The sequence below is a fragment of the Nocardia sp. MH4 genome, from assembly GCF_019266065.1.
Lineage (GTDB): Bacteria > Actinomycetota > Actinomycetes > Mycobacteriales > Mycobacteriaceae > Nocardia > Nocardia canadensis.
Genome location: NZ_LPNR01000127.1, coordinates 1 through 24,119, shown reverse-complemented (window position 1 = coordinate 24,119; position 24,119 = coordinate 1). Strand labels below are relative to the sequence as shown.

Below are 24,119 nucleotides of genomic sequence, written 5' to 3'. Positions count from 1 at the left end.
TCCCTAGATCCCGACCGCCTTGCCCTCACGGGCAGTTACCCGGCCGCGCAGCACGGTGGCTGACACCTGGGCCGGGAACGTCATGTCCTCGAACGGGGTGTTGTTCGAGATGCTCGCCAGCTCGGCGCCGTGCACCGTCCACTCGGCGTCGGGATCGATCAGCGTGAGGTTGGCCGGTTCACCGACGGCGATCGGGCGGCCGTGGTCGTCGAGGCCGACGATCGCGGCGGGCTTCTCGCTCATCACCCGGGCGACACCGCGCCAGTCGAGCAGGCCCGGTCGCACCATCGTCTGCACGATGATGGACAGCGCGGTTTCCAGCCCGAGCATGCCGGGGCGGGCCGCCGCGAACTCGCAGCACTTGTCCTGCTCGGCGTGCGGGGCGTGGTCGGTGGCGACGCAGTCGATGACGCCCTCGGCCAGCGCCTGGCGCAGGGCGGTCACGTCGGCGGACTCGCGCAGCGGCGGGTTGACCTTGTTGACCGCGTCGTAGGTCTCCAGGCGCGAGTCGTCGAGCAGCAGGTGGTGCGGGGTGACCTCGGCGGTGATCGAGATGCCCTGGGACTTGGCCCATTTCACCAGTTCGACGGTGCCCGCCGTGGAGGCGTGGCAGATGTGCACGCGGGCGCCGGCGTCGCGGGCCAGCAGCGCGTCGCGCGCGACGATCGACTCCTCGGCGGCGCGCGGCCAGCCGGCCAGACCCAGGCGGGCGGCGTTGGGGCCCTCGTGCGCGACGGCGCCCTTGGTCAGCCGCGGCTCCTCGGCGTGCTGGGCGATGAGCACGCCGAGGGAGTTCGCGTACTCCAGCGCGCGGCGCATGATCAGCGGGTCGTAGACGCAGTGACCGTCGTCGGAGAACATCCGCACCTGGCCGACACCCGCGGCCATGGTGCCCATCTCGGCGAGCTGCTTGCCCTCGAGCCCGACGGTGACCGCGCCGACCGGGAACACGTCGACCAGGCCGACCTCCTGGCCGCGTCGCCACACGTGATCGGTGATGACGTGCGAATCGGCGACCGGATTGGTGTTGGCCATCGCGAACACCGCCGTGTAGCCGCCGAGTGCGGCTGCGGCCGAACCGGTTTCGATGGTCTCGGTGTCTTCGCGGCCGGGCTCGCGCAGGTGGGTGTGCAGGTCGACGAAGCCGGGCAGCAGGATCTGGCCGCCGCCGTCGATCACCTCGGCCTCGGCCGACGCCGCGATGCCGCCGCCGATCTCGGCGATGACGGTGCCGCGCACCAGCACGTCGACCGGCTCGCCCTCACCGTAGGGCCGGACATTCTTGATCAGCAGTTCACTCACGCCGCCACCTCCTGGGTGCCGACGAGCAGCCGGAACAACACGGCCATTCGCATGTGCACTCCGTTCGTCACCTGTTGCAGGACCGCCGCTTTCGGCGAGTCGGCGACCGCCGAGGCGATCTCCATGCCGCGCAGCATCGGACCGGGGTGCAGCACCACCGCGTCGTCGCCGAGCAGGCCGAGCCTGCGCTCGGACAGTCCGTAGTTGATCGAGTACTCGCGGGCCGACGGGAAGAAGCCGCCGTTCATCCGCTCGGCCTGCACCCGCAGCATCATGACCGCGTCGGCGCCGGGCAGTTCGGCGTCGAGCGAGGTCGCGACCCGGCACGGCCAGGCCTCGACCCCGACCGGCAGCAGGGTGCGCGGGGCGACCAGCACGACCTCGGCACCGAGGGTGTTCAGCAGGATCACGTTGGAGCGGGCCACCCGGCTGTGCAGGATGTCACCGACCAGCACGATCCGCTTGCCCTCGATGTCGCCGAGGCGCTGGCGCAGGGTCAGCGCGTCGAGCAGCGCCTGGGTGGGGTGCTGGTGGGTGCCGTCGCCGGCGTTGATGATCGAGGGCGCGGCGCGGTTCTCCTCGCGCGCCCACTGCTCCATCCAGCGCGCGATCTGGTGCGCGGCACCGGAGGCCGGGTGGCGCACGATCAGCGCGTCGGCGCCGGCCGCGTGCAGGGTCAGCGCGGTGTCGCGCAGCGATTCGCCCTTGGAGACCGAGGAACTCGACGCGCTCACGTTGATCACATCGGCGCTCATCCACTTGCCCGCGACCTCGAACGACACCCGGGTGCGGGTCGAGTTCTCGTAGAACACCGTCATCACCGTGCGGCCGCGCAGCGTCGGGAGCTTCTTCACCTCGCGGCCGAGCAGGGCCTGTTCGAAGCGCTCGGCTTCGTCGAGGAGTTCGGTGGCGGTGCCCCGATCGAGATCGGCGACCGTCAGCAGGTGCTTCACGCTTGCGCCTCCTGGTGCAGATACACACCGTCGTGTCCGTCGTGTTCGGTCAGCAGGACCGAGATGTCCTCGGCGCGCGAGGTCGGCACGTTCTTGCCCACGTAGTCGGCGCGGATCGGCAGTTCGCGATGGCCGCGGTCGATGAGCACGGCGAGCTGGACGGCGCGGGGGCGGCCGAGGTCACGCAGGCCGTCGAGGGCCGAGCGGACGGTGCGACCGGAGAACAGCACGTCGTCGACGAGGACCACCAGGGCGTTCTCGATGCCACCGTCGGGCACGGAGGTGCGCTCGAGCGGGCGGTGCGGACGGCTGCGCAGGTCGTCGCGGTAGAGGGTGATGTCGAGCGAGCCCAGCGCGGGCCGCACGCCGGAGAATTCCTCGATCTTGGCGGCGAGCCGGTTGGCCAGGGTGGTGCCGCGCGTCGGGATACCCATGAGAACCACCCGCGGTGCGTCGGCGTCGCCGGAATCCAGGGCGGTCTTCTCGATGATCTGATGGGCGATGCGCGCGACGGTCCGATTCACGTCCGAGGGCGACAACAGCTCGCGCCCGGCTGCCACCCACTCCGGAGTGTGCCGTTGCGATGTTTCGCCCGCGCCGGTTTTGGCCGCCCGTTCGGGCACAGCCATGCCGACCTCCTTCCCCGCCTCACCGGACGGTCCGTTAAAGGATGTCTAACTCGCGCTCCACCCTATCAGCGTCCTGACCGGCCTTTGACCAGGTAGGCCCGCCTGTGAGCGCGGCCACGAAGCCCCACGCGGCCCGGGGCGGTGCGTCGCCGATCACACACCGACAGAAAGCCCAGTGAGCGCTGGGGTTTCACGTCTCGGCAGCGCCGACCGGCCGAGACAGCACGTGACGGTATTCACGAGCCGTCCGCGCCTTGGTCGGTGGCGGGGCCGAACCACACCGACAGTCGTGCGCACAAGGCCGCGAGTCCGGCGTCGTCGAGACGTTCACGATCGGGCCACGAGTCCACGTCGTGCCAGTCGAAGTGCGCGGGCATCGCCCGGGGCCGCGCGAACACGTGTGGGTGCTTGTCGGCCCCCGGGGTGCCGACTACACTATGACGCGCGCCACAGCCGTTCGCGCGGGGTGGTGCTGACGCTCAGCGCACAGCGTGGCCCGATCGGAGCGCCGGGTCGCGGCGATCCTCTCCGACCCCGTTCGTCGACGAGCCGGGCCCGACAGTCGCTCCACTCCAGCTCGGCCGCCGTGGCGGCGAGCGATCCCGTGCGCACTTCCGCACGACCCTTCGGCAAGGAGATGACGTCATGGCTGTAGTCGTCGAACTCGATTTCACCGGCGCGACGCTCGATCAGTACGACCAGGTGCTCGACAAGATGGGCTTCGTGCACGGCGGGGCGGGCGGGCCAGGGATGGTCTTCCACGTGGCGCGCGAGACCGACGACGGATTCCATGTCACCGATGTGTGGGAGTCGGCGGGCCAGTTCCAGGAGTTCGCCGAGACCACCCTCCGGCCGCTGAGTCGGGAGGTCGGGATGAGCGCGGAACCCACCATCACGATCCACGAGGTCTACAACTATCTGACGCAGGGCTGAGCCTGCTCGCCGACCGTGGCGCGGGGTCACAGTCGGCGAGCGGCAATCAGGCGGTGGCCGCCTGCAGAGCCTGGGCGAACCAGGTGAACACCGGCGTCAGGTCCGGCTGTTCCGGCCAGCCGTTGACCACGGCCAGCAACCGCCAATAGCGGTGCACACGTGGATCGTTCGCGACCGCGAGGCGTTCGAGGATCCATCGGCGCAGCGCCGGGTCGTCGGGGCGCTCGAACGTGCTCGCGTAGCGGGCGGTGAGCGCGTCGAGCACCGGTCGCGCGGCCGGACTGTCGGCAGCCACACCCGCGTCGACGGCTGCTGCGACCTCGGTACGGACCGCTTCGGTGAGTTCGTGGTGCAGGCCGGTCGTGTCGCCCGCGGCACGTTCCCTGGCCTGGTAGGCCGCCATGCGCCGCACCGCGTCACGGAAGTCGGTGTCGCGCACCAGTTCCGCCAGTTCCATCCAGGCCGCGAGCTGATCGGGCGACGGATCGTCGGGTAGTTCGGGCACCGCGGCGCGGACCAGCTCGACCATGGCGGGGTTGGCGGCGTAGCGGCCGAAGGTGTCGTCGACGAAGTCCTCGATGAGGCGGTGTCGTTCGGCGGCGGACAGGGTGGCGAGTCGGTGCATGAGATCCATCTCCGGTGGGGTCGGTTCCCGGGCGGCCACCGCGCGCAACACCGCTCGACGGACCCGCAACGCCCGGATCTCGACGTCGAGCGCGTCGGCGTGGGTCGCGGCGACCTCGGTCATCGAGGCCTCGCGGGCGAGCACCCGGCGCACTGTGGCGAGGTCGATGCCGAGAGCGCGCAGCGTGCGCACCAGTTCCAGGCGGGCGAGGGCGGCGGTGTCGTAGCGGCGGTGGCCCGCCGGATTGAGGGTGGTCGGCGCCACGATGCCGCGGTCGGCGTAGAAACGGATCGCCTNGTGAACAGGGTGTCGTCGTCCATGACGCTCAGCGTGCCGTCTCCCCTCGGGGGAGGAGCAAGCCCGGATCCTCGACGACGATCCGGACGCCGGAACCCAGCAGGTCGGCGGCGGTGAGCCCGAACAGGGCGTGGAAGGTGTCGCTGAAATGCGACGGGCTGGCGAATCCGGCGGCGGCCGCGGCGGTGGTGAGGTCGGCGCCCTCGGCTACCGCCCGGCCGACGGCGAGCATGCGCACCCACACCCGGTACCGCCGGAAGCTGGTACCCGCCTGAGCGGAGAACAGGTGCAGCAGCCGCGATTTCGACAGATGCACCGCGGCGGCGAGCTGATCGGCGGAGAGATCCGCAGCTGGGTGCGCGCACAGGAGGGCGGTCGCGGCGGCGATCCGGGGATCGAGGTCAGGGCCTGCCGTTCCGGACACCAGGTCCAGGAGATCGTCAGGGGCGGTGTCACCCTCGGCGAGCCGGATCAGTGTCGACTCGTCGACGTGGGCGATGTCGAAACCACCGGTGTCCGCGCGCATCCGGCTCCGGCAGCCCGCGGCGCGCGGTGAGCCGGGATCGAGGTAGCAGAACAGCATTCGCCCGTCGGCGACGATCCGGTGCGGTGTGCGTGGCGGCACCAGAACGCTGCGCAACGTTCGGGTGCCGATCGCGTCGGCGTCGATCGTGAACGGCCCGTCGAGCCCGACCGCCAGGCAGCCCACCGACCCGCAGTGGCGGTCCAGCCGCAGCGACGGCCCCCGGTAGATCGCGTGCCCGGCCCACAGCCACACCGTCGGCGCAGGACGGCACGTTTCCGGAAGTGGTGCTGCGCCCATAACGCCATGCTTGCACGAACGGTGTCGGAGGAGAGGGTGGATATATGGTCGCGGAGGTCGTCGGCGCGGTGTTGCTGGTGGTCGTGGGGCTGGTGCATGTGCTGCCGGGTGTGGTCGCGATCGCGCCGGGGCGAGCGGCGACGGCCTACGGCACAGACGTGCCGAACCGGGATCTCGAGTTGTTGCTGCGGCATCGGGCCGTGCTGCTCGCGCTGGTCGGGATCGGGCTGATCGTCGGCGCGTTCGTGCCGTCGGCGCGGCCGGTGACCATCGCGGCCGGAATCCTCAGCACCGGTTCGTTTCTTGTGCTCACGATGGCGATCGGTCCCCGTGCCCTCGATGCGCGGACGCTGCGGGTGGCACGGATCGACGTGGGTGCGCTCGCCGCGCTGGTGCTCGCGGTGCCGCTGTTCGGGTTCGCCGAATGAGGTGCGTCGAGCGGATCCTGCCCGCCGCATCGTTCGGCTCGCCGCCGGATCATCACTGTGACAGCTCGTTCGGCGACGAACTAGTCCCAGGTAGCCGTCTCCGGATCGACGCCGTGCGCCCTGGCGTTGGCATCGATGACCGCGCTCAGCCAGCTGGTCAGGCCGGGCTCGATGGCGTCGTAGAAGGCCGTGTACTCCGGGTCGCCGACGTAGCGGCGACCGAGACACACGTGCATCGGGTGCGTGCAGTCGAAGTACACGGCGATCGACGCGCGATGCCGTTCGGCCAGCGAGTCGGCGCGGGCACTGCCCGGCGCGACGCCCGCGCGGAGGGCATCGGCCAAGTCGGCGTGCAGGGCGGCGGTGTCTTCGGCGATGCGCTGCCAGTCCTGCGCCGATCGGTCGGCCGCGCGTTCGGCGTACTGGGTCCACTGCGGGGTGTCGCCCCATTTCTCGCGGGCCTGCGCGACCCAGGAAGGTTGCCAGTCGCCGCCGAAGATCGCGACCTGATCCTGGGGGCTGAGCCGGATGCCCGACTCCCTGGCCTCGATCATTCGGTCCATCGCCTCGGTCGTGCGCCGCAGCCGCCGCATCCTGGCGTGCAGGGCGTCGCGCTGCCTGCGCAGGGTGGCCAGGGCGTCGGCGGCTGGCGCGTCCAGGAGCGCGCCGATCTCGTCCAGGGGCACCCCGAGCTCGCGGTAGACGACCACACGCTGGGCGCGGACCAGGTCGGCCGCCGTGTACAGGCGATAGCCGGCGGACGTGCGGTCGGACGGGTGCACCAGCCCGACCGCGTCCCAGTGGTGGAGCGTGCGCGTGGTGACGCCGAGCAGTTCCGCCGCGACGCCGACGGTGAGCGGTTCGGACACGGCCTCCAGTGTGCCGTGCCCGGCGCTCGTCATCGCTCAGGCGCCTCGATGCCGATCGAGCGCAGATGCGAGGCCGCCGGGCTGTCCGGGTCCCACTGCTGGGCCGCCGTCATGATGACGCGGAGGTTCTCCGGGGTACGGACCTCCACTTCGACGGAATTCCACGGCATGACCCGGGGCCCGGCCGTGCAGCCGGGCGTCACCGCCTCGCAGGCGGCGACGATGCCGTCGATCTCGGCGAGCACACAGGAGAAACTCACGGTCGTGGTCGGCGCGTCGGCCGGACGGTCCCCCGGGACCAGCAGCACGTCCTGAAATGCCCAGCGGCGCAGGTGGGTCAGCTGACCCGGCACCGTGAACAGGTCGAAGAAGCCGAGCCCACGGACCCAGAAATCGACCGACGCGGCGAGGTCCCCGGTCGGGACGGTGACGAACATCGGCATGCCGTAGATCCCGCGGAACGGTTCGGGCACCACAGCATCCGGGCCGGGAACGGGGACGGGGCTGATCTCGAAAGCGGGAAACGATGTGTTCATACCCGCATCGTCGACCCTGACGCTACGTCAGGGTCAACCACGATCAGTCGCGCACCGCGAGCACCACGCCGACCTGCGGATCACCGACCGCCACCGGGCGTCCGAGCGGTGCGACCAGGTCGTCCCGAGCAGGCCCCCGGACCCGAACGCGCCGAACAGATCCTGCGCCGCTACAGCGACCTGCTGCACAGCCTGGGCCGCGACATGGTGCGGTTCTGGCACGAGAACCAGCCCGCCTTCCGCGATCTCGGATTCGGCGCGGGATTGCGGTACCAGTTCCGGGTGCTGGCCGATCTCATGACGGCCCCCGATCACGCGCCACTGGACGTCTATCACGCCCGCCAGGCGCTGCTGGCGATCAGCTGGAGCGTGTCGATGATGGGCGACCTCGACCTGTCCGACGACGACATGCGCACCGCCGCGACGGCTGTCGCGGTCGACATTCTCGCGAAGATCTCCTGACGGAGCGCTACAGCGGGGCGGGCGGTTCCGGGGCGGTCTGCCGGGTGGGCAGCGCGCTGACCGTCAGCGCCAGCATGACCAGGGCGATACCCGTCAGCTCGGGGACGGTCGGGCGCTGGGCCAGCGCGACCGCGCCGACCACGGCGGCGGTGGCCGGGAGCAGCGCGAGCAGCAGAGCGAAGCGGGCCCGGCCGACCGCGGTCAGGACCACCTGGTCCAGCGCGTACGGGACCGCGCTCGACAGCACGCCGACGCCGAGCCCGAACAGCCAGGTGCGGGGATCGGCGAAGACCGACGGGTCGATCGCCGATTGCGGGATCAGGACGAACGGCGCGAGCAGGGCCGCGGCGACCGCCATGCCGACGGCGAGGGAGTCCAGGCCGTCACCGGCGTCGGCCACCCGCTTGCCGACGAGGATGTAGCCGGCCCACAGCACCGCCGACGCGACCGCGAACCCCACCCCGACCGGCTCGACATCGAACTGCACCCCGGCCAGCAGCAGCACCCCGACGGTGACCAGCGCGACCGCGAGCACGTCCCTGGCCCGCCGCGAGCCGAGTGTGGCCACGGCCACCGGGCCGAGGAACTCGATGGCGACGGCGGTACCGAGCGGAATCCGCGCGATCGCCTCGTAGAACACGATGTTCATCGACACCGTCACGACGCCGAAGCCGGCCGCCACCGCGATCCCCCGCCGGGTCCACCGGCTGCGCCACGGTCGCCGCCAGGCCAGCAACGCCAGCCCGGCCGCGGCGGCGCGCAGCCACGCGACGGTCGCCGGTTCGGTGGTGTCGAACAGGAACACGCCCAGGGCGGCACCGAGATACTGCGAGGTCGCGCCGACGACGAACACCAGCGGCACCGACCAGCCCGGCAGGACGGTACGGGCGGGCCGCTCGGTCGTCGAGATCGCATCCATTCCCGGAGTAATCCACAGCCGGGGACGGATTTCAACGCGGAACCGGAGCGTGACCGACCCCACTGTCACACCCCGGCGGGCCGCGGCGTCTCATGGGCATGACCGGCACCGACAGACAGGACCATCCATGAGCGACGGAACCGATGCCGCCACCGCGGCTTTCGTGACGCACCGCAACCTGCTCTTCACGGTCGCCTACGAGATCCTCGGCTCGGCCGCCGACGCCGAGGACGTGCTACAGGAGACCTGGTTGCGCTGGGCCGACGTCGAGCAGGCCGAGATCCGTGATCCGCGCGCCTATCTCGTCCGCATCGCCACCCGGCAGGCACTGACCCGGCTGCGCACCCTCGGCAGGCGCAAGGAGACCTACGTCGGGCCGTGGCTGCCCGAACCACTGCTCACCGCGCCGGATGTCGCCGAGGACGTCGAGCTGGCCGACAGCGTCTCGATGGCGATGATGCTGGTGCTCGAGACGCTCGCGCCGATCGAACGGGCCGTGTTCGTCCTGCGTGAGGTGTTCGACCTGGCCTACGACGAGATCGCCGCGGCCGTGGACAAGAGCCCGGCCGCGGTGCGCCAGATCGCGCACCGGGCCAGGGCCCACGTGGCCGCGCGCAGGCCACGCGGCCCGGTGTCCTCGACGCAGAGCCGCGACGCGCTCGCGGCGTTCGCGCGGGCGGTCGAGACCGGCGACCTGCAGGGACTGCTCGACCTGCTCGCGCCCGAGGTGGTGCTGCTCGCCGACGGCGGCGGCGTGGTCAAGGCGGTCGTGCGGCCGATCGTGGGGGCCGACAAGGTCGCGCGGCTGATGGCGGGCGGCCTGCCCCGGTTCCCCGGGGTGGTGTCGACCGAGCCGACCCAGATCAACGGCGCGCCCGCCCTGCTCCTGCGGCTCGACGGCAAGCTCGACAGCATCGTCACCCTCCGGCTCGACGAGGGTGCGATCACCGGCCTCTACGTGGTGCGCAATCCCGAGAAGCTGTCGCGGATCCAGCAGGCGACCACCGTCGTCCGCTGATCCGCGACGGCCACGTCAGGGCAGACCGACCCAGGTGTCGAGCGCGGCGCGCAGCGCGGGTGTCGCGACATCGGCGGATTCGTCGATGCCCGCGGCCCAGGCGACGTAGGCGTCGGGCCGCAGCAACAGCGCGTCGGCGGGCCGGTCCTCGGTCTCGGCCGTGACGATCACGATCCGCGGTTCCCGGTCGAGGGCGAGTTTGCGCAGATCCGCGCGGTCGGCGAGGTCGAGGAAGACCGGACGCGCGGTGTGCAGGAGTTCGGCCACGCTGGTCGTGCCCTGCTCGGTGCGCAGCGGGAGATCGGGCGCGAAAGCGCCGGCCAACGGGTGCGGATCGGTGCCGGGAACCGAGTAGCGGACGTCGCCGGCCGAGATCATGCCGGCCAGCCTGCGCAGCGCGGGCTCGTCGGCGAACAGCTCCTGGAACACCGCGCGCAGGGCATCGGCGGCCTCGTCCTGACCGCGGCGCAGTGCGGCCTGAGCACGAGTCTGCTGCAGGGCCCGGCCCGCCGCGGCGTGGCGTTCGTCGTGGTAGGTGTCGAGCAGTCCGGCCGGGGCGGTGCCCCGCACCGTGGCGGCCAGCTTCCACGCCAAGTTGACCGAGTCGAGCATGCCGACGTTGAGCGCCGTGCCGGTGGCGGGCAGCAGGTGCGCGGCGTCACCGGCGAGCAGGACCCGGCCTGCCCGGTAGCGCTCGGCCCGCCGGGCCTGGAACTGGTAGCGCGACAACCGGACCGGTGCGCCCAGCGGCAGCTCGGCGCCCAGGACCCGCTGGGCGCTGGCACCGAGTTCGGCGAGCGTCAGCGGATCGTCGTTGTCGTATTCGGTGAGGTCGTCCTCGGTGGTCTGGAAGAACATCACCCGCTCGTCGGCCCGCACCGGACCGATCGCGAAGACCCCGCGCTCGGTCCTGGTGAAGCCGGGCCGAATCGGACCGAGGCCGGGCACGTCGATCCCGCCGTCGTCGAGGACGGCGACCGAGTCCGGCAGCGCCACCACACCGAGTCGGTTGACCTCGGGAAAGGTGTTGCCGGGGAACGGGATCGCGGCCAGTTCCCGGATCCGGCTGCGCCCGCCGTCGCACCCGACCACATACTGCGCACGGACCCGGTACGGCCCGTCCGGTCCGGTGACCTCGACGGTCACGGCGTCGTCGTCCTGATCGAGCGCGGTCACCTCGTGTCCGCGGCGGATCTCGGCGCCGAGTTCGACGGCCCGCTCGGCGAGCAGTTGTTCGACCCGCGCCTGCGGAATGCCCATCGCGTCCATCGGCCCGTCCGCCAGCGGGGTGAAGTCGACGTGCATACCGCCGAACGGGAAGATCGGCGCCGGGATCGGGCTGCCGACGGCGACGAAGCGGTCGAGCAGACCGCGGTAGCGCAGCAGGTCCAGGATCCGGCCGCCGAGGCCACTGGCCTTGTGGGCGGTGCCCGGCTCCGCGCGCCGCTCGAGCACCATGGGGCGCACCCCGGCCAGGGACAGCTCCCCGGCGAGCATCAGTCCGGCAGGTCCGGCGCCGACAACGATCACGTCGGTCTTCATTTCACGCACGTGCGTCACTCCCATTTTCGCCGGTCCGAACGTCGAGGAGCGATTCTGCAGGACGACCGGGGTCTTGCCGCAAGCCCCCCGGTCGGCTATACCTTGGAAGGGGCGAGGAACGTCTTCGGTTCGCCCACTCCGGCTTTCGCCGACCACCACGCGCTATTGCGGCTCGTCGAGCATGCGGAGGTAGCCGTCGAGCTGGGCCGCACCGGCGAGCAGGTGCCGACTGCGCGCGGTCAGCCGGTCCTGCCAGTCCTGCAGAAACGTGCTCAGCGCGGCGGCCCCACCCGCCGCGCGCAGCGACGCGACGAATTGCGCGACCTGGGTCAGCCGATAGCCGCCGCGCCGCAGCTGGCGCGCGATCTCGGCGTCGCGCACTCCCGCCGCCTCGTAGTGGCGATAGCCCGTTGCGGGGTCGCGGTCGGGGCGCAGGATGCCCGCGGTTTCCCAGGTGCGCAAGGTCGCCGGATGCACTCCGATCCGGCGCGCGAGCTCGCCCACGCTCAGCGCTCGACCGGCGATCGGGGCGGGCGCGGTGGTCGACAGACTCCCCAGCGCGGTGGCGACCTCGGTGCGGGTGGCGCGCTCGTCGAGCAACGCGACATGCGCGCCGTCGATGAGCCGGTACGCGGATTCACGATCGCCCCGGTGGACGGCCCGCAGGATCGCGGCCGCCTGCTGATGCCCGTGTCCCCCACGCAAAGCGAGAAAGGCTCGCAGCGCCTGTGCGTTCCGGGGCGTGTAGCGGCGGTAGCCGGACGCGCCGCGGTCGGCGGGTCCGAGGATTCCCGCCTCGTCGTAGTTGCGGATCGCCTGGGCGGACAAGCCGTGTTCCCTGGCCAGATCGATCGGCCGCAAGACACCCCTCCTTTGAGGCTTTTTTCGGCTTTCACCAGTAAAAATCCGCGAAAGCTTCACTCGAACCTTCAACGATACTGTCGAAGGCATGCCCGCCGATCAAGGAGTGTTCATGCCTACCGCCACCACGCCCCGCGAACTCGCACGCGAACTCGACGACGCGGCGAGCCTGGGTCGTGCCGTCGACGATCTGCTCGCGTGCCGTGCCGAACCGCCGGTCCTGCTCGCACTCGGCGAGCCCACCCACGGGATCGCGGCATTTCCGTTGCTGCGCAACGAACTCCTGGCGCAGCTGGCCGAGCGCGGATTCCGGTCGATCGCGCTGGAGTCCGATCTGTTCGCCGCCGCGATCGTCGACGACTACATCAGCGGGACCACCACCACCGACCTCGAGACGGTGCTCGCCACCGGATTCAGCCACCGCTTCGGCGCCGTGCCCGGCAATCGCGAACTCGTCGAATGGCTGCGCGGCTACAACGCGAGACGCTCCCCCGCGGACCGTCTGCGCTTCTACGGCTTCGACGCGCCGCTCGAGCAGACCGACGTCCCCAGCCCGCGCGCTACCCTGACCGCGGCCGGCGGGTATCTGCCCGAACCACTGCGACCGGCCGCCCTGCGCGACCTCGAGACCCTGCTGGGCGAGGACGCCGACTGGACGAACCCGGCGGCCGTGTACGACCCCGCCGCCTCGATCGGCGGTTCCGACCGCGCCCGCGCGCTGCGCGTGGTGGCCGACGACATCGTGAGCGCGCTGCGCCGCGCGGCACCGGCGCTGCGGCCCGCCGACCCGGCCGGCTACGACCTCGCCCTCGCCAACGCGCGCACGGCCCTCGGCCTGCTGCGCTACCACGCGGCCGTGGCCGCACCCGGCGCCGATCGCATCGCGACCCTGCTCAGCGTGCGCGCCGAGATGATGGCCGACAACCTGCTCGCGATCGTCGCCGCGGAGCAGCACCGGGGACCGGCCCTGGTCTTCGCGCACAACGTGCACCTGCAGCGCGCCGGATCCACGCTGACCATGGGCGGCGACGACGCGCACTGGTGTGGCGCGGGCGCGCTCGTCGCGATGAGCCTCGGCGAGAGCTACGCGTTCGTAGCCACCGACGCGAACCCGAAGAGCCTCCCGGGCACCCTCCAGGGCGAGCTGGCCGCGGCCACGTACCGCCGCGCGCTGTTCCCCGCGTCCGCGCTGCGCGCCGCGCTCCCGGCCTCGATCGGCGTGGGCGAGCCGATCGTGCCCGGTCACCTGCCGTTCGAGCCCGCCGGGCTCGCGGGCGCCGACGCGATCGTCTTCGTCGCCGACACCGATGGCACACGGCACGAATACTGGCACTGACCGAACATACGTTCGAACGCGCGCTAGACTGTCGACATGTCGCTGCCCCTGCAAGGTTCACTGTTCGACGGTGATGCGGTTGCGCTGGGTTCGATCGAGACGATCCGGCGCACCCGCCTCGACGCCACGGCCTGGGTGGATGTCCTCCCCGGCTGGCTGAGCGGCGCGAGTGTGGTGTTCGACCGGTTGGCGGAGCGGGTGCCGTGGCACGCCGAACGCAGACCCATGTACGACCGGGTCGTCGACGTGCCACGGCTCGTCTCGTTCTTCGGCGAGCACGATCCGCTCCCCGACCGAATTCTCGTCGCCGCGCGCGACGCGCTGAGCAGCCATTACGCGGCCGAACTCGGCGAACCCTTCCGCACCGCCGGATTGTGCTTCTACCGCGACGGCCGCGACAGCGTGGCCTGGCACGGCGACACGATCGGTCGCGGCGCCACCCACGACACCATGGTCGCGATCGTCTCCGTGGGCGCGCCTCGCGCCCTGCTGTTGCGCCCGCGCGGCGGCGGAGCCAGCGTGCGATTCACCGCCGGACACGGCGATCTGCTGGTGATGGGCGGCGCCTGCCAGCGCACCTGGGAGCACGCTGTTCCCAAGACCACGCGACCGGTCGGACCGCGCATCAGCATCCAGTTCCGCCCGCGCAACGTGCGCTGACGACGCCTCCTCGGCGGCATGGACCGCGCCGCCGGGCTTACGCTGCGATCAGCACCGAACGCACCAGTTCTCGCACCCCCGCGCGCAACCGGTCGACCTCGCCCGCCCTGGCCAGTTGCTGCGCGAGTTCCCCACCGAGGGTCGACAGCAGGAGCGCGCCGACCGTCTCGGCGTCGATCTCCGGGCGTACCTCGTGCAGCAGGGTGGTGATGTGCTCGGCCCAGAACGCGTGGAATTCCGCGCTGCGAGGGTGCGGGGGCATGGCCCGGTAGGCCGCGATCAGTTCGACGTCGTCGGTGACCATGCTCGTCATCGCGTCGAAGAAGGCCAGTAGCCGGTCGGTCGCCGGGGCGCCGGGACCCAGCGGCGGCGGCCCGCTCGTCACAGCCGCCATCAACGCGATCGCCCCCTCGGCCACTAGCTCGTACAGCAGGCCGGCACGGCTGCCGAAGCGGTGGAAGATGGTCCCCTTGCCGACGCCCGCGGCGGCGGCGACCCGATCCATGGTCACCCCCGCCGCGCCGTGTTCGGCCAGCAGCGCGGCGGTGGCGTCGAGGATCGCTCGACGGTTGCGCGCGGCGTCGGCGCGCTCGGTGGGGCGTGGGCCTGTCATGACATCGCTTCCTCGGCGGCCGCCGATCCGTTGACAAGTTGACCGCCGGTCCATATCGTTCGGATATCTGGACCGGCAGTCAACTTATGGAGTTCTGATGCAGGCAATCGTAATGACCGAGACCGGCGCACCCGAGGTGCTGGTGCCCCGCGCGGTCGACGCACCGCGACCGGGCGCCGGGCAGGTCCTCGTCCGCGCCGAGGCGATCCCGGTGCTCTACCCGGAGACCCTGGTGCGAGCAGGGACGTTCCCCTTCCCCGCCCCGCTGCCCGAGGTCTTCGGTTTCCAGGCGGCGGGCACGGTCACCGAAGTCGGCGTCGGCGTGGATGCGGCACTGCTCGGCGCCAGGGTCGTCGCCGCCACCAGCGGTTTCGGCGCGTACGCCGAACTCGTGGTGGCCGAGGCGGATGCGCTGACCGTCATCCCCGACGGCCTGAGCACCGATCGCGCCGCCGCCACCCAGATGCCGGGTTCGGTCGCCTTGGCCCTGGTCGCCACCGCGGCGCTCACCCCCGGCGACACCGTCCTGGTCGAGGCGGCCGCGACCGGCGTCGGCAGCGTCCTCACCCAGCTGTGCGCGGCGGCCGGGGTCCGTGTCGTCGCCACCGCGGGCGGCACCGAGAAGGCCCGCCTCGCCCGCACCCACGACGCCGCCGAGGTGATCGATCACACCGCCCCCGACTGGGCCGATCAGCTCCGCGCCACCCTGGCCACCGACACCGTGGATGTCGTCTTCGACTCGATCGGCGGCGACTCCGTGACACCCCTGCTCGACCTGATCACCCCGCGCACCGGCCGCATCCTCAGCTACGGCTGGCTCGCCGGCCTGCCCACCCAGCTCACCGCCGTCGACCTCATCCTGCGCGGCCTCACCCTCACCGGCTGCGCGGGCGCGGCCTGGCTCGCCGAGGTGGCACGTCAGCGCGCGGCCGCCCTCGACGCCGCCGCGCGAGGACAACTGACCGTCGCGATCGATTCCGTCGTGCCGCTCACCGAGGCCGCGACGGCTCACCGCATGCTCGAGCAGCGAAGCGCCCTCGGCACGATCCTGCTGCGGCCGTAGGAAGCACGCCGGCGTCGTCGACGGACAACCCCGCGCGAATCGGCCTCCGGGGTGGCCGATAGGCAGACGGCGGAGGTCGGTGAGCCGGTCGGGGTCGTAGGATTCCGGGCATGGGGAGTCGATTGGCGTTGCCTGTTCGTTCGTCGAATGCGCTGACCGCACGATGGACTACGACCTTCGCCGACGATGATGCCGTGGTGTCGGGGGCGGGTGCGTGGCCGTTGCTCGCGGTGCTGGCGGGGGCGGCACAAGGGGCAGCTCGAGGGGAACTGGCGGCGGCGGTAGGGGTTTCGGCCGAGTCGGCACACGCGGCCGGGCTGGCGCTGCTGCGGTCGCTCGATTCCTCGGCCGAGATCGCGGTGGCGACCGGCGCGTGGGTACGACCCGGGATCACCCTGCGCGACGAATGGGTCCGCAGCATGCCCGCCGGTACCGCGGGCACGCTGCTGGATCAAGCCGCCCTCGACGCCTGGGCGAGCGAACGCACGGGCGGCCTGATCGAGAAGTTCCCGGTCACCGTGGACGCCTCGACGACCTTCGCACTGGCCACGGCCCTGGTCGCCCGGACCCGCTGGGTGCGGCCGTTCCAGCTGATCCGGTGGTCCCCGGAATCCGGGCCGTGGCAGGGACATCAGGGCCCGGGGTTGTCCCGGCGCAGCCGCGCCGACGGCAGCGTCACCGTCCTCGGCGGCGACGTCACCCGGGTGATCGTCGCCGACACCGGCGATCTCGACGTCCACCTGCTGATCGGTGCGCAGGGGCCGCGGCAGGCACTGGCCGTCGGCCTGGCCGCGCTCGACGACGAGAACTCCGCACCGGGTACGCCCACTCCTGATACGACGGCCCCGTGCCTGACGGTGACGCGGTGCAAGACCTTCGGCGGAGACAGTGTCGACCTCCAGCTCCCGCCGTTCGAGGTCCGCCGCGCACACGACCTCACCGACCATCCCCAGCTGTTCGGGTTGGCCGCAGCGAGCAGCGTGGAGTCCGCGCGCCTGCCCGGGATCTCCGACTACCCGCTGGCCGTGAGCACGGCCGGGCATCACGTGATGGCCCGGTTCGACGCGGCCGGGTTCGAGGCCGCCGCGATCACCGCCGTCGCGATGCGCACCGGCAGCGCACCTGTCGAACGGTGGGCGACCGTCACCGCCGTGCACATCGATCGGCCGTTCGGCTTTCTCGCCGTGCACCGGCCGACGGGAACGGCCGTTGTCGCAGGTCAGGTGACCCGCCCACCGCGGGAATGGGATTCGCCGTCCCCCGCCGACGCCACCGCCCGGCCCGCCTCCGGCGGTGCTCGGTGAGAGCGGTAATCGATATTGCCGATCCTGTTGCTCGGCAACAAGATTCGGTTTCGATGTCGCCGACGGAGGTCGTATCCTGGTAGGGGTCCGCAATCGGTTGCTCAGGGGGTCGTGGTGATCGTCGTTGTCGCGGACGAAACCGAACTCGAAGGCGCAGAAGAGATCGTCGCGGCGGCGATCCGGGAATGGGCCGCGCCCGAGGTAGGGGGCGTGGCGATCTTCCGCTGCCATGTGCCGGAAAGCCGGGGCGGATCGGTCGAGGTCGACGCCCTGGTGTGCACGCCCCAGGGCGCCACCGTGGTGGAGGTGAAGGGGTTCACCGCACGCCAGGACGGCGTGCTCGCCACCCCGCCCAACGGTCCGTGGACGGTCGACGGCGAGGAAGCCGCGCTCTATCACGCGGTGCGGGTGCCCAATCCGTTCGTCCAGGTGCGCAGGCAGGTGTTCGCCGCCAAGAATCTGCTGCAGCAGTCCGGGATCTTCGGGTGGGTGAACGCGGTGGTCGCGCTGGTCCCCCAGCCCGGCGCCCAGATCACCCTCGAGGAGGCTCGCATCGCCGATGGGTACCGGGCGGTGCTGATCGAACGCGAGGATGCCTCGTCCCTGCGCGACTATTTCCACGCCGAGACAGGGCGGACGGTCCGGCTCAGCGTCAACGATGTGCGCCGGGTCTTCGCGGCGCTGAACCTCAGCCGCCTGCTGCCCTCCCGGGTCGCCCTGGCCGACCAGGGATTTCCGGCGCGGCTCGCCCCGTCGACCACGAGCAAGCCGGCGCCCACCTCGGTCGGGCTCGGGCAGGCCGACGACGGCGGCGCAGGCGCGGGGGCAGGCGGCACGTCGCGGGCGGGTACCCGGGTGGCGCAGGCGAGCACTCCCGGATTCCTCGCGGCGATCGATCGGCTCACGCATCGGCCGTGGCCGTCGAACGGGGCGCCGGACGCGGATGCGGTGGCATCCCAGCAGGAATCCGCCGAGCAGGCGCCGCGCGCGGTCACCACGACCACCGAGGATGACCCGACGCCCGGCGAGAACTCGATCGGCGCCGCCGCGCCGTTGGCGGGGTTGGTGAGTATGACTGCCACAGCGGACGACTCGCGGGATGCGTCGTCGCCGAGCACAGCGGACTCGGCCGAGCTTTCCGAGGACACAGCGGATGAGCAGGAGCGGGCGGTGGAGTTGCCCGCGGCGGACTCTTCCGACGAAACCGGAACTCCCGTTTCCGCGCCGGACAGTGCCCCCAGCACGGAAACCGCCCCTGCGCCAGGGGCTGCGCTGGTCGCCCGCACCGGGCCCGACAGCGCGGACCCCGACGGACAGGATGTCGATCTGCCCGAGAGCACAGGCGACGGATCGGTCGGGGCGGTGAGCGAAGGATCGGCCACGGAGGAAGCGAGCGTCGCGGTTTCCGGCAGTGGCGGCGCAGCCGAGGATGATCCGTCACCCGACGAAACGGCTACCGGCGTGGCGGAGCGGAACGAATCCGTCCCCCGGACGGACTCCGTCGCAGCGATGCCGACCAGCGAAGGTGCGGGAAATGCTGTGTCGCTGGTCAAGTCGACCGACGATCGGTTCGCCGAACCGGAAGTAGCGCAGGTCATCGAATCTCCGAGCAGCTCCCCCTCCTCGAGCAGCGCCGCGAATACCGGGATCCCGCACGAAGCCGAGCTGTCGTCGACCGACGACGAGGAGGCCTACGACGACGAACCCTGGTCCGAGGACGAGGATCCCGACGATCCGGAAGTCGCGGCACCCGGCTACGCCGTCGCGGCAGGCACCGTCGCGGCCGGTACCGCCGCGGCCGGTACCGCCGCGGCCGCGGCATGGTCGTCGTCGGCACCGCACGAGCCCGATTCCCTCCAGCACCCCGACCGGTTCGACGATTCCGAACACTGGAGCGACTGGGTCGACCAGGGGCGGACACCAGCTCGTCCGGTCGCGTCGAATCGCACGCGGGCACGGGCATCGAACCGGTCCGGCGGGCCGTCCCTGCTCGAACGCTGGCGCAATACTCCGGTGCGCGAGCGCCGCCCCCGCGAGCGACGGCGACTGCGGATCGGTCCCGGAATCGGCTTGCTGCTGTTCATCGCCCTGTTCGGGGCGGGGTTCTTCGCCATCACCGCGGTGCAGGCGAGCCGGTTCGAGATGGCGGACTACGACCGGATGTGCGGTGACCGCAAGCCGTTCCCGAACGCCGCGGAGTACCAGCGCGACGGTGCGCGCCCGATCTATCTCTCGGGTGAGCTCGCCACCATCGTCGGGGCCAGCGATTCGCCGGCGTGGAATCCCAGCGACACGTCCTCGGTCCAGCTCATCGCCTGCCTGCGGCAGACCAGCCTGGGCGATCTCGTCCAGACCTGTCAGCTCCCGGCCGCGCCGGGCGCTCCCATCGGACGCACCGTCAATCTGTTCCGGGCGACCTACGAGATCACCGTCTACGAGCTGCGCACCGGACGGGAGGCAGGGCGCGCGATCATGGTCGGCGAGCGCTACTCCGCCGATCCCGCCAACACCGACCCCGATCGATGCCGCGCCGTCGCCGACGCTCCCGATGTCCTCGGCCGCAGGCTGGGCCTGCCCTCGACAGCGCAGGTCACCGGGTTCCTCGCGCCGCTGGTCCACGCCGATCGTTGAACCGGCTTGACCTCGAGCGCACTCGAGGTTGCAAGATCATTCGCGTGCCCAGCGCACACCCGACACCACGCCACCCAGCGTCGGTCGTGCCTCCGCCGGTTTCCCGTACACCCACCGGCGGAGGCCGTCGGGATCGGGCTCAAGCCACCGGCGGCGCGGGCGTGGCGTGCTGGTCGCCCTCCGCCTCCTGCGCGCGAGTGAGTTTGGCCTGCGCGCGCCGCAGATCCTCGGCGATGATCTGCAGGGCGGGCGGTGTGGTGAGGCCACGCGCGCGAATCAGGTCGCCGACCGATTCCAGCCGGCTCAGCGACGCCGCGACATACCCCTGTAGGACGGCGATGCGGTCGGCGGGCACCGACTGGATCGTCTTGCTCACCAGCGATTCCAGATCGCGTTGCGCCTTGAGGGTGTCGGAGGTGAGCACCGCGAACAGGCCCCACAGGTCATCGACCGGTTCACCGGCGACCTGCGCGCGCAATGCCTCGTAGGTCTCGTTGCGCCGGGCCGAGGCCTCCATGACATCGCGCAGCGCGTCGTTGAGGTGCGACCTGGTCGCCTCCGGAATCCGGTACACCCGCGTGGTTTCGGTGGTGCCGATCCGGTCGGCGACCCGGCTGACGATGGCCAGCGCGTCGTCGAGATCGGTGAGCGCCACTCGCAACAGCGGCGCCGTCGTGTGGAAGCGGGGCTCCATCGCCTGCAGGTCGTAGAACTCGTTGATCCGCTTGCTCGCCACCGCGATATCCCGGCTGAGCAGGGCGACATTCTCGTGCAATCCCATCGCGTGCAGCCGCTGGTCGACTGCGGAATCCAAGGCGGCCAGCACATTCGGATCGCGCGGTTCGTGGATGTGATGCACCGCGGAGGCGATGCCCGACCGGGAGAACGCCTTGGTGAAGAAGATCGTGCTGATCGACAGCGACAGGCCGAGCACGAAATCCGGCTGCACCTTGAAGATCTCGCGCACGCTGCCGCGCGCCATGATCAGGATGGCGAAAACGACCGCCAAACCGAGTGCGGCCCAGAGCAACTGCGCCCGGGTCAGGTGCCAGCTGCTCAGTGATGGTCGTTCACTCACGGTCTCCCCCAGCCCGCCGATCCGACGGCGTTCGATGCTGGTTGCATTCTCCGGCATGTCCCGATGATTCGCATCGGAAGTGGCCGGAACGGCGACAGCCGCGCATCCGGTGGGATACGCGGCTGTCGCCGGAAGGTCTCACGCCGAGACGGCGATCTCCCATTCGTAGATCGTCAGCTCCGACGCCCCGGTGGTGTGAACCGGATCGGCGTGCGCGATAGCCGTTGCGGCGTCCAGGCTTTCGGCCAGGACGACGTATGCGCCACCGGTGCCGTCGGTGAACCGGCCGCTCTCCTGCAGCCGTCCCTCGGCGAGCAACTCCTGCAGGAACGCGCGGTGCGGTTCGACCACGGACTGATCGAACGCCGGCGTGCGCATGACCATCACGAGGTACTTGTTCGTCACGACCGATCCTCCGGCGCGGGACGCGCGGCCCTGGTGGCCGCCGCGGCGGCACGCACCTGCGGCGCGACCTGCACGACCTGGCCCAGCACACCGTTCACGAACGACGGCGAGTCGTCGGTGGACAGTTCCTTGGCCAGCTCGACGGCCTCGTCGACCGCGACCACCGGGGGGACATCGGTGGCGTGGAACAGCTCCCACACCGCGATCCGCAGGATCGCCCGGTCGACGGCGGGCAGGCGCGACAGCGTCCAGTCCTGCAGGTAGCCCTCGATGGTGCCGTCGACACGGTCCAGGTCGTCGGCGACGCCTTCGACCAGGACCGAGGTGTAGGCGTGCACGGGAGCCACGCTCTGGTCACGGGTCGCCAGCTCGGCGCGTTCCGTGAGCAGGTCGGAGACGTCGACGTCACGCGCCTCCGCCTCGAACAGCAGGTCCACGGCCCGGCGGCGCGCCTTGTGGCGTGCGCCGAGCTTCTTGAACGAGCCCTTTTTGTCTGCCGGGGAGTCCGTCACGATCAGGCGTTGACGCGGCCGAGGTAGTTGCCGTCGCGCGAGTCGATCTTCAGCTTGTCACCGGTGTTGATGAACAGCGGGACCTGAACCTCGGCGCCGGTCTCCAGGGTGGCGGGCTTGGTGCCGCCGGTGGAGCGGTCACCCTGCAGGCCGATGTCGGTGTGCTGCACGACCAGCTCGATGGTGACGGGGAGCTCCACGAACAGCGGCGCGTCCTCGTGCACGGCCACCTGCACGCCCATGTTCTCCAGCAGGAAGCGCGCACCGTCGCCGATGGTGGACTCCGGGATGGAGATCTGGTCGTAGGTGTCACCGTCCATGAAGATGTAGTCGGTGCCGTCGTGGTACAGGTAGGTCATGTCGCGCCGGTCGACGGTCGCGGTCTCGACCTTGACGCCGGCGTTGAAGGTCTTGTCGACGACCTTGCCGGACACGACGTTCTTCAGCTTGGTCCGCACGAACGCGGGGCCCTTACCCGGCTTGACGTGCTGGAATTCGACGATCTGCTGGAGCTGACCGTCGATTTTCAGCACAAGGCCGTTCTTGAAGTCGCTGGTGTCCGCCACTGTCCTCGGATCTCCTCGTTCGTTACTGCGGTCTCTGGGGACCGGCGTCACTCGACGACGGTCAGGTCCTTGCTGGTGAGGGTGAGCAGGTCCGGGCCCGCCTCGCGTACCACGAGCGTGTCCTCGATCCGGACCCCGCCGCGGCCGGGAAGGTACACACCAGGTTCGACGGTCACCGCCACGCCAGCAAGTAGTGTACCGGTACTCGTTTTCGCCACTCCGGGCGCTTCGTGGATCTGCAGCCCGACCCCGTGTCCGAGGCCGTGCACGAACTGCGCGCCGTAGCCAGCCTCCTCGATGACGACCCGAGCGGCGGCGTCGACCTCGGCGGTCCCGGCGCCCGGTTTCAGCGCCTCACGCCCGGCCCGCTGGGAGCGGGCGACCAGCTCGTAGATCTCGCGCTGCCAGTCCTCGGGGGTGCCGAGCACGAGGGTGCGGGTCATGTCGGAGTGGTAGCCGTCGACGACCGCGCCGAAATCGAGTTTGACGAAGTCGCCGGTGGCCAGCACCGCACCGGTCGGGCGGTGATGCGGAACCGCCGAGTTCACCCCGGCGGCGACGATCGTCTCGAACGAGACGGCGTCGGCGCCGTGTTCGAACATCGCCCACTCGAGGTCGCGCGCGACCTGCCGTTCGGTGCGCCCCGGCCGGATCGATCCACGCTCGAGCAGGCTCGCGAGGCCCGCGTCGGCGGCCGCGCAGGCCGCGCGCAGCTGGGCGATCTCGTACTCGTCCTTGACCATGCGCAGCTGCTCGACCAGGCCGTTGGTCGGCACCAATTGCAGTCCGGTGCGCAGTTGCTGGAACGACGTGTGCTCGGCGACGGTCACCACATGGCTCTCGAAGCCGATCCGGCCCAGCTGCCATTCACCGGCCAGCTCGATGATCCGCCGCGCGGTGGCCCGGGAGATCTCGGCGCCCAGATCGGGGACCTGCGCGGCCACCTGCGCGGAGTAGCGGCCGTCGGTGCCGATGACGGTGCGGTCCTCGGCGCCGCGCATGTCCCAGGAGTGCACCAGGAGCACGGCATTGGATCCGGTGAACCCGGTCAGGTAGCGGATATTGACCAGATCGGTGACCAGCAGCGCGTCGACGCCGTTCTCCACCAGCAGGCTCCGCAGAGCACCACGCCGTGCCGCGTGATCAGGACGCGGGGTATCAGCACACATGTGTCAACGCTACCGCTCGACGACCGACACGTCGGCACCGAACGCCGCACTTTCCCGCCATCGGCGCGTCCGCTCCCGGCGGGACTGGACACCGCGTTGTCCACATCGCGCCGAGTTGTCCACATTCGCCGATCGGACCTCGATCGGGCGGCCGCCGCCGCGCACGATCGAACGCATGACCACTGCCGCGTTCTGCCTGCTCATCGCCTGGTGCTTGCTGCTGGGTGTCATCGATATCCATGCCCGCCGACTGCCCAACGCCCTCACCGGCGTCGGCGCGGCGGCGGTATTCCTCTACGCCTGGCACACGGGCAATCTGACGACCGCGGTCATCGGGGCCGCGTTGCTGACGATGCCGTACCTGGTGACCCACCTGCTCTCGCCCACCGCGCTCGGCGCCGGTGACGTGAAACTGGCGGTAGGTCTCGGGGCCGCCGCCGCGCTCGCGGGACCGCCGGCGTGGGTGTGGGCGGCCATCGCCGCGCCCGCGCTCACGGCGGCGATCGCGGTGGGCGTGCTCGGTGGGCAGCGGCTGCGGGCGGCTCTGGGTCGCGGGGGCGACAGCGTGCCGTCGATACCGTCGTG

General features: G+C 71.0%; 27 protein-coding genes. 10 read left to right on the top strand and 17 right to left on the bottom strand.

Annotated elements, in window-relative coordinates; all coding sequences use genetic code 11:
• Window positions 1-3: 3 nt before the first annotated feature.
• The 4 genes from ATM97_RS30300 to ATM97_RS30285 form a co-directional block, all read right to left on the bottom strand.
• Window positions 4-1,302 carry a dihydroorotase gene (locus ATM97_RS30300; RefSeq protein WP_218721670.1) on the bottom strand — a complete coding sequence of 433 codons (1,299 nt, stop codon included), beginning with the start codon at window positions 1,300-1,302 and terminating at the stop codon, window positions 4-6.
• Window positions 1,299-2,255, bottom strand: a complete 957-nt coding sequence (locus tag ATM97_RS30295; protein WP_218721669.1) for an aspartate carbamoyltransferase catalytic subunit — start codon at window positions 2,253-2,255, stop codon at window positions 1,299-1,301. The genes ATM97_RS30300 and ATM97_RS30295 overlap by 4 nt, the downstream gene beginning before the upstream one ends.
• Complete coding sequence (gene pyrR / locus ATM97_RS30290; protein WP_255588659.1) at window positions 2,252-2,884, bottom strand: bifunctional pyr operon transcriptional regulator/uracil phosphoribosyltransferase PyrR; 633 nt, start codon at window positions 2,882-2,884, stop codon at window positions 2,252-2,254. Before pyrR ends, ATM97_RS30295 begins: the two co-directional genes overlap by 4 nt.
• Before the next feature lie 236 nt (window positions 2,885-3,120).
• Window positions 3,121-3,282 carry a hypothetical protein gene (locus ATM97_RS30285; protein WP_218721667.1) on the bottom strand — a complete coding sequence of 54 codons (162 nt, stop codon included), beginning with the start codon at window positions 3,280-3,282 and terminating at the stop codon, window positions 3,121-3,123.
• Window positions 3,283-3,529: 247 nt separating this feature from the next.
• Here ATM97_RS30285 and ATM97_RS30280 point away from each other — a divergent pair, with 247 nt between their 5' ends.
• Window positions 3,530-3,817, top strand: a complete 288-nt coding sequence (locus ATM97_RS30280; protein WP_218721666.1) for a hypothetical protein — start codon at window positions 3,530-3,532, stop codon at window positions 3,815-3,817.
• A 46-nt stretch (window positions 3,818-3,863) separates the two neighbouring features.
• Here ATM97_RS30280 and ATM97_RS30275 read toward each other — a convergent pair whose 3' ends face one another.
• Together ATM97_RS30275 and ATM97_RS30270 are read right to left on the bottom strand one after the other, a co-directional pair.
• Window positions 3,864-4,733, bottom strand: coding sequence for a MerR family transcriptional regulator (locus ATM97_RS30275; protein ID WP_308248681.1), 870 nt, complete (start codon window positions 4,731-4,733; stop codon window positions 3,864-3,866).
• Between the two features lie 34 nt (window positions 4,734-4,767).
• Window positions 4,768-5,562 (bottom strand): AraC family transcriptional regulator, encoded by a 795-nt coding sequence (locus ATM97_RS30270; protein ID WP_255588658.1) that lies wholly within the window; start codon window positions 5,560-5,562, stop codon window positions 4,768-4,770.
• Between the two features lie 44 nt (window positions 5,563-5,606).
• Between ATM97_RS30270 and ATM97_RS30265 the strand changes: the two genes are divergently transcribed.
• Window positions 5,607-5,990, top strand: a complete 384-nt coding sequence (locus tag ATM97_RS30265; protein WP_218721664.1) for a hypothetical protein — start codon at window positions 5,607-5,609, stop codon at window positions 5,988-5,990.
• Window positions 5,991-6,070: 80 nt separating this feature from the next.
• On the opposite strand, the gene ATM97_RS30260 is transcribed toward ATM97_RS30265, so the two are convergent.
• Entirely contained in the window at window positions 6,071-6,859 is a 789-nt protein-coding gene (locus ATM97_RS30260) for a MerR family transcriptional regulator (RefSeq protein WP_308248676.1), read from the bottom strand.
• A 29-nt stretch (window positions 6,860-6,888) separates the two neighbouring features.
• Window positions 6,889-7,395, bottom strand: coding sequence for a VOC family protein (locus ATM97_RS30255; protein ID WP_218721660.1), 507 nt, complete (start codon window positions 7,393-7,395; stop codon window positions 6,889-6,891).
• 108 nt (window positions 7,396-7,503) lie between these two features.
• On the opposite strand from ATM97_RS30255, the gene ATM97_RS30250 reads away from it, so the two are divergent.
• Window positions 7,504-7,857: a hypothetical protein gene (locus ATM97_RS30250; RefSeq protein WP_218721658.1), complete on the top strand. Its 354-nt coding sequence runs from the start codon at window positions 7,504-7,506 to the stop codon at window positions 7,855-7,857.
• A 7-nt stretch (window positions 7,858-7,864) separates the two neighbouring features.
• Here ATM97_RS30250 and ATM97_RS30245 read toward each other — a convergent pair whose 3' ends face one another.
• Complete coding sequence (locus ATM97_RS30245; protein WP_218721657.1) at window positions 7,865-8,776, bottom strand: DMT family transporter; 912 nt, start codon at window positions 8,774-8,776, stop codon at window positions 7,865-7,867.
• Window positions 8,777-8,903: 127 nt separating this feature from the next.
• On the opposite strand from ATM97_RS30245, the gene ATM97_RS30240 reads away from it, so the two are divergent.
• Entirely contained in the window at window positions 8,904-9,794 is an 891-nt protein-coding gene (locus tag ATM97_RS30240) for an RNA polymerase sigma-70 factor (RefSeq protein WP_218721655.1), read from the top strand.
• Window positions 9,795-9,809: 15 nt separating this feature from the next.
• Here ATM97_RS30240 and ATM97_RS30235 read toward each other — a convergent pair whose 3' ends face one another.
• The gene (locus tag ATM97_RS30235) at window positions 9,810-11,336 is read right to left on the bottom strand and encodes an FAD-dependent monooxygenase (RefSeq protein WP_218721702.1); all 1,527 of its coding nucleotides are present in this window, start codon (window positions 11,334-11,336) and stop codon (window positions 9,810-9,812) included.
• Window positions 11,337-11,498: 162 nt separating this feature from the next.
• Entirely contained in the window at window positions 11,499-12,197 is a 699-nt protein-coding gene (locus ATM97_RS30230) for a MerR family transcriptional regulator (RefSeq protein ID WP_218721653.1), read from the bottom strand.
• Between the two features lie 112 nt (window positions 12,198-12,309).
• On the opposite strand from ATM97_RS30230, the gene ATM97_RS30225 reads away from it, so the two are divergent.
• The gene (locus ATM97_RS30225; RefSeq protein ID WP_218721651.1) at window positions 12,310-13,533 is read left to right on the top strand and encodes an erythromycin esterase family protein; all 1,224 of its coding nucleotides are present in this window, start codon (window positions 12,310-12,312) and stop codon (window positions 13,531-13,533) included.
• Window positions 13,534-13,569: 36 nt separating this feature from the next.
• Window positions 13,570-14,193: an alpha-ketoglutarate-dependent dioxygenase AlkB gene (locus tag ATM97_RS30220; RefSeq protein WP_218721649.1), complete on the top strand. Its 624-nt coding sequence runs from the start codon at window positions 13,570-13,572 to the stop codon at window positions 14,191-14,193.
• A 37-nt stretch (window positions 14,194-14,230) separates the two neighbouring features.
• On the opposite strand, the gene ATM97_RS30215 is transcribed toward ATM97_RS30220, so the two are convergent.
• Window positions 14,231-14,806 (bottom strand): TetR/AcrR family transcriptional regulator, encoded by a 576-nt coding sequence (locus ATM97_RS30215; protein ID WP_218721647.1) that lies wholly within the window; start codon window positions 14,804-14,806, stop codon window positions 14,231-14,233.
• Between the two features lie 97 nt (window positions 14,807-14,903).
• Here ATM97_RS30215 and ATM97_RS30210 point away from each other — a divergent pair, with 97 nt between their 5' ends.
• The 3 genes from ATM97_RS30210 (at window position 14,904) to ATM97_RS30200 (ending at window position 19,804) form a co-directional block, all read left to right on the top strand.
• Window positions 14,904-15,869, top strand: a complete 966-nt coding sequence (locus ATM97_RS30210; RefSeq protein WP_255588657.1) for a zinc-binding dehydrogenase — start codon at window positions 14,904-14,906, stop codon at window positions 15,867-15,869.
• A gap of 152 nt (window positions 15,870-16,021) precedes the next feature.
• The gene (locus tag ATM97_RS30205; RefSeq protein ID WP_374104920.1) at window positions 16,022-17,173 is read left to right on the top strand and encodes a serpin family protein; all 1,152 of its coding nucleotides are present in this window, start codon (window positions 16,022-16,024) and stop codon (window positions 17,171-17,173) included.
• Between the two features lie 114 nt (window positions 17,174-17,287).
• On the top strand, window positions 17,288-19,804 hold the full coding sequence (locus ATM97_RS30200) for an NERD domain-containing protein (protein ID WP_218721643.1): 2,517 nt from the start codon (window positions 17,288-17,290) through the stop codon (window positions 19,802-19,804).
• 139 nt (window positions 19,805-19,943) lie between these two features.
• On the opposite strand, the gene ATM97_RS30195 is transcribed toward ATM97_RS30200, so the two are convergent.
• The 5 genes from ATM97_RS30195 to ATM97_RS30175 all read right to left on the bottom strand — a co-directional run bounded on the left by ATM97_RS30195 (window position 19,944) and on the right by ATM97_RS30175 (window position 23,534).
• Window positions 19,944-20,939, bottom strand: a complete 996-nt coding sequence (locus ATM97_RS30195) for a hypothetical protein (protein WP_218721641.1) — start codon at window positions 20,937-20,939, stop codon at window positions 19,944-19,946.
• An 81-nt stretch (window positions 20,940-21,020) separates the two neighbouring features.
• Complete coding sequence (locus tag ATM97_RS30190) at window positions 21,021-21,287, bottom strand: YciI family protein (protein WP_308248675.1); 267 nt, start codon at window positions 21,285-21,287, stop codon at window positions 21,021-21,023.
• A complete protein-coding gene (gene nusB, locus ATM97_RS30185; RefSeq protein WP_218721639.1) occupies window positions 21,284-21,799 on the bottom strand; it encodes a transcription antitermination factor NusB in 516 nt (171 codons plus the stop codon). The genes ATM97_RS30190 and nusB overlap by 4 nt, the downstream gene beginning before the upstream one ends.
• 2 nt (window positions 21,800-21,801) lie before the next feature.
• Window positions 21,802-22,365 (bottom strand): elongation factor P, encoded by a 564-nt coding sequence (gene efp / locus ATM97_RS30180; protein WP_218721637.1) that lies wholly within the window; start codon window positions 22,363-22,365, stop codon window positions 21,802-21,804.
• Window positions 22,366-22,412: 47 nt separating this feature from the next.
• Window positions 22,413-23,534: a Xaa-Pro peptidase family protein gene (locus ATM97_RS30175; RefSeq protein WP_218721636.1), complete on the bottom strand. Its 1,122-nt coding sequence runs from the start codon at window positions 23,532-23,534 to the stop codon at window positions 22,413-22,415.
• A gap of 175 nt (window positions 23,535-23,709) precedes the next feature.
• On the opposite strand from ATM97_RS30175, the gene ATM97_RS30170 reads away from it, so the two are divergent.
• Window positions 23,710-24,119: A24 family peptidase (locus ATM97_RS30170; RefSeq protein ID WP_218721634.1), on the top strand; the 410-nt coding region annotated here is incomplete at its 3' end.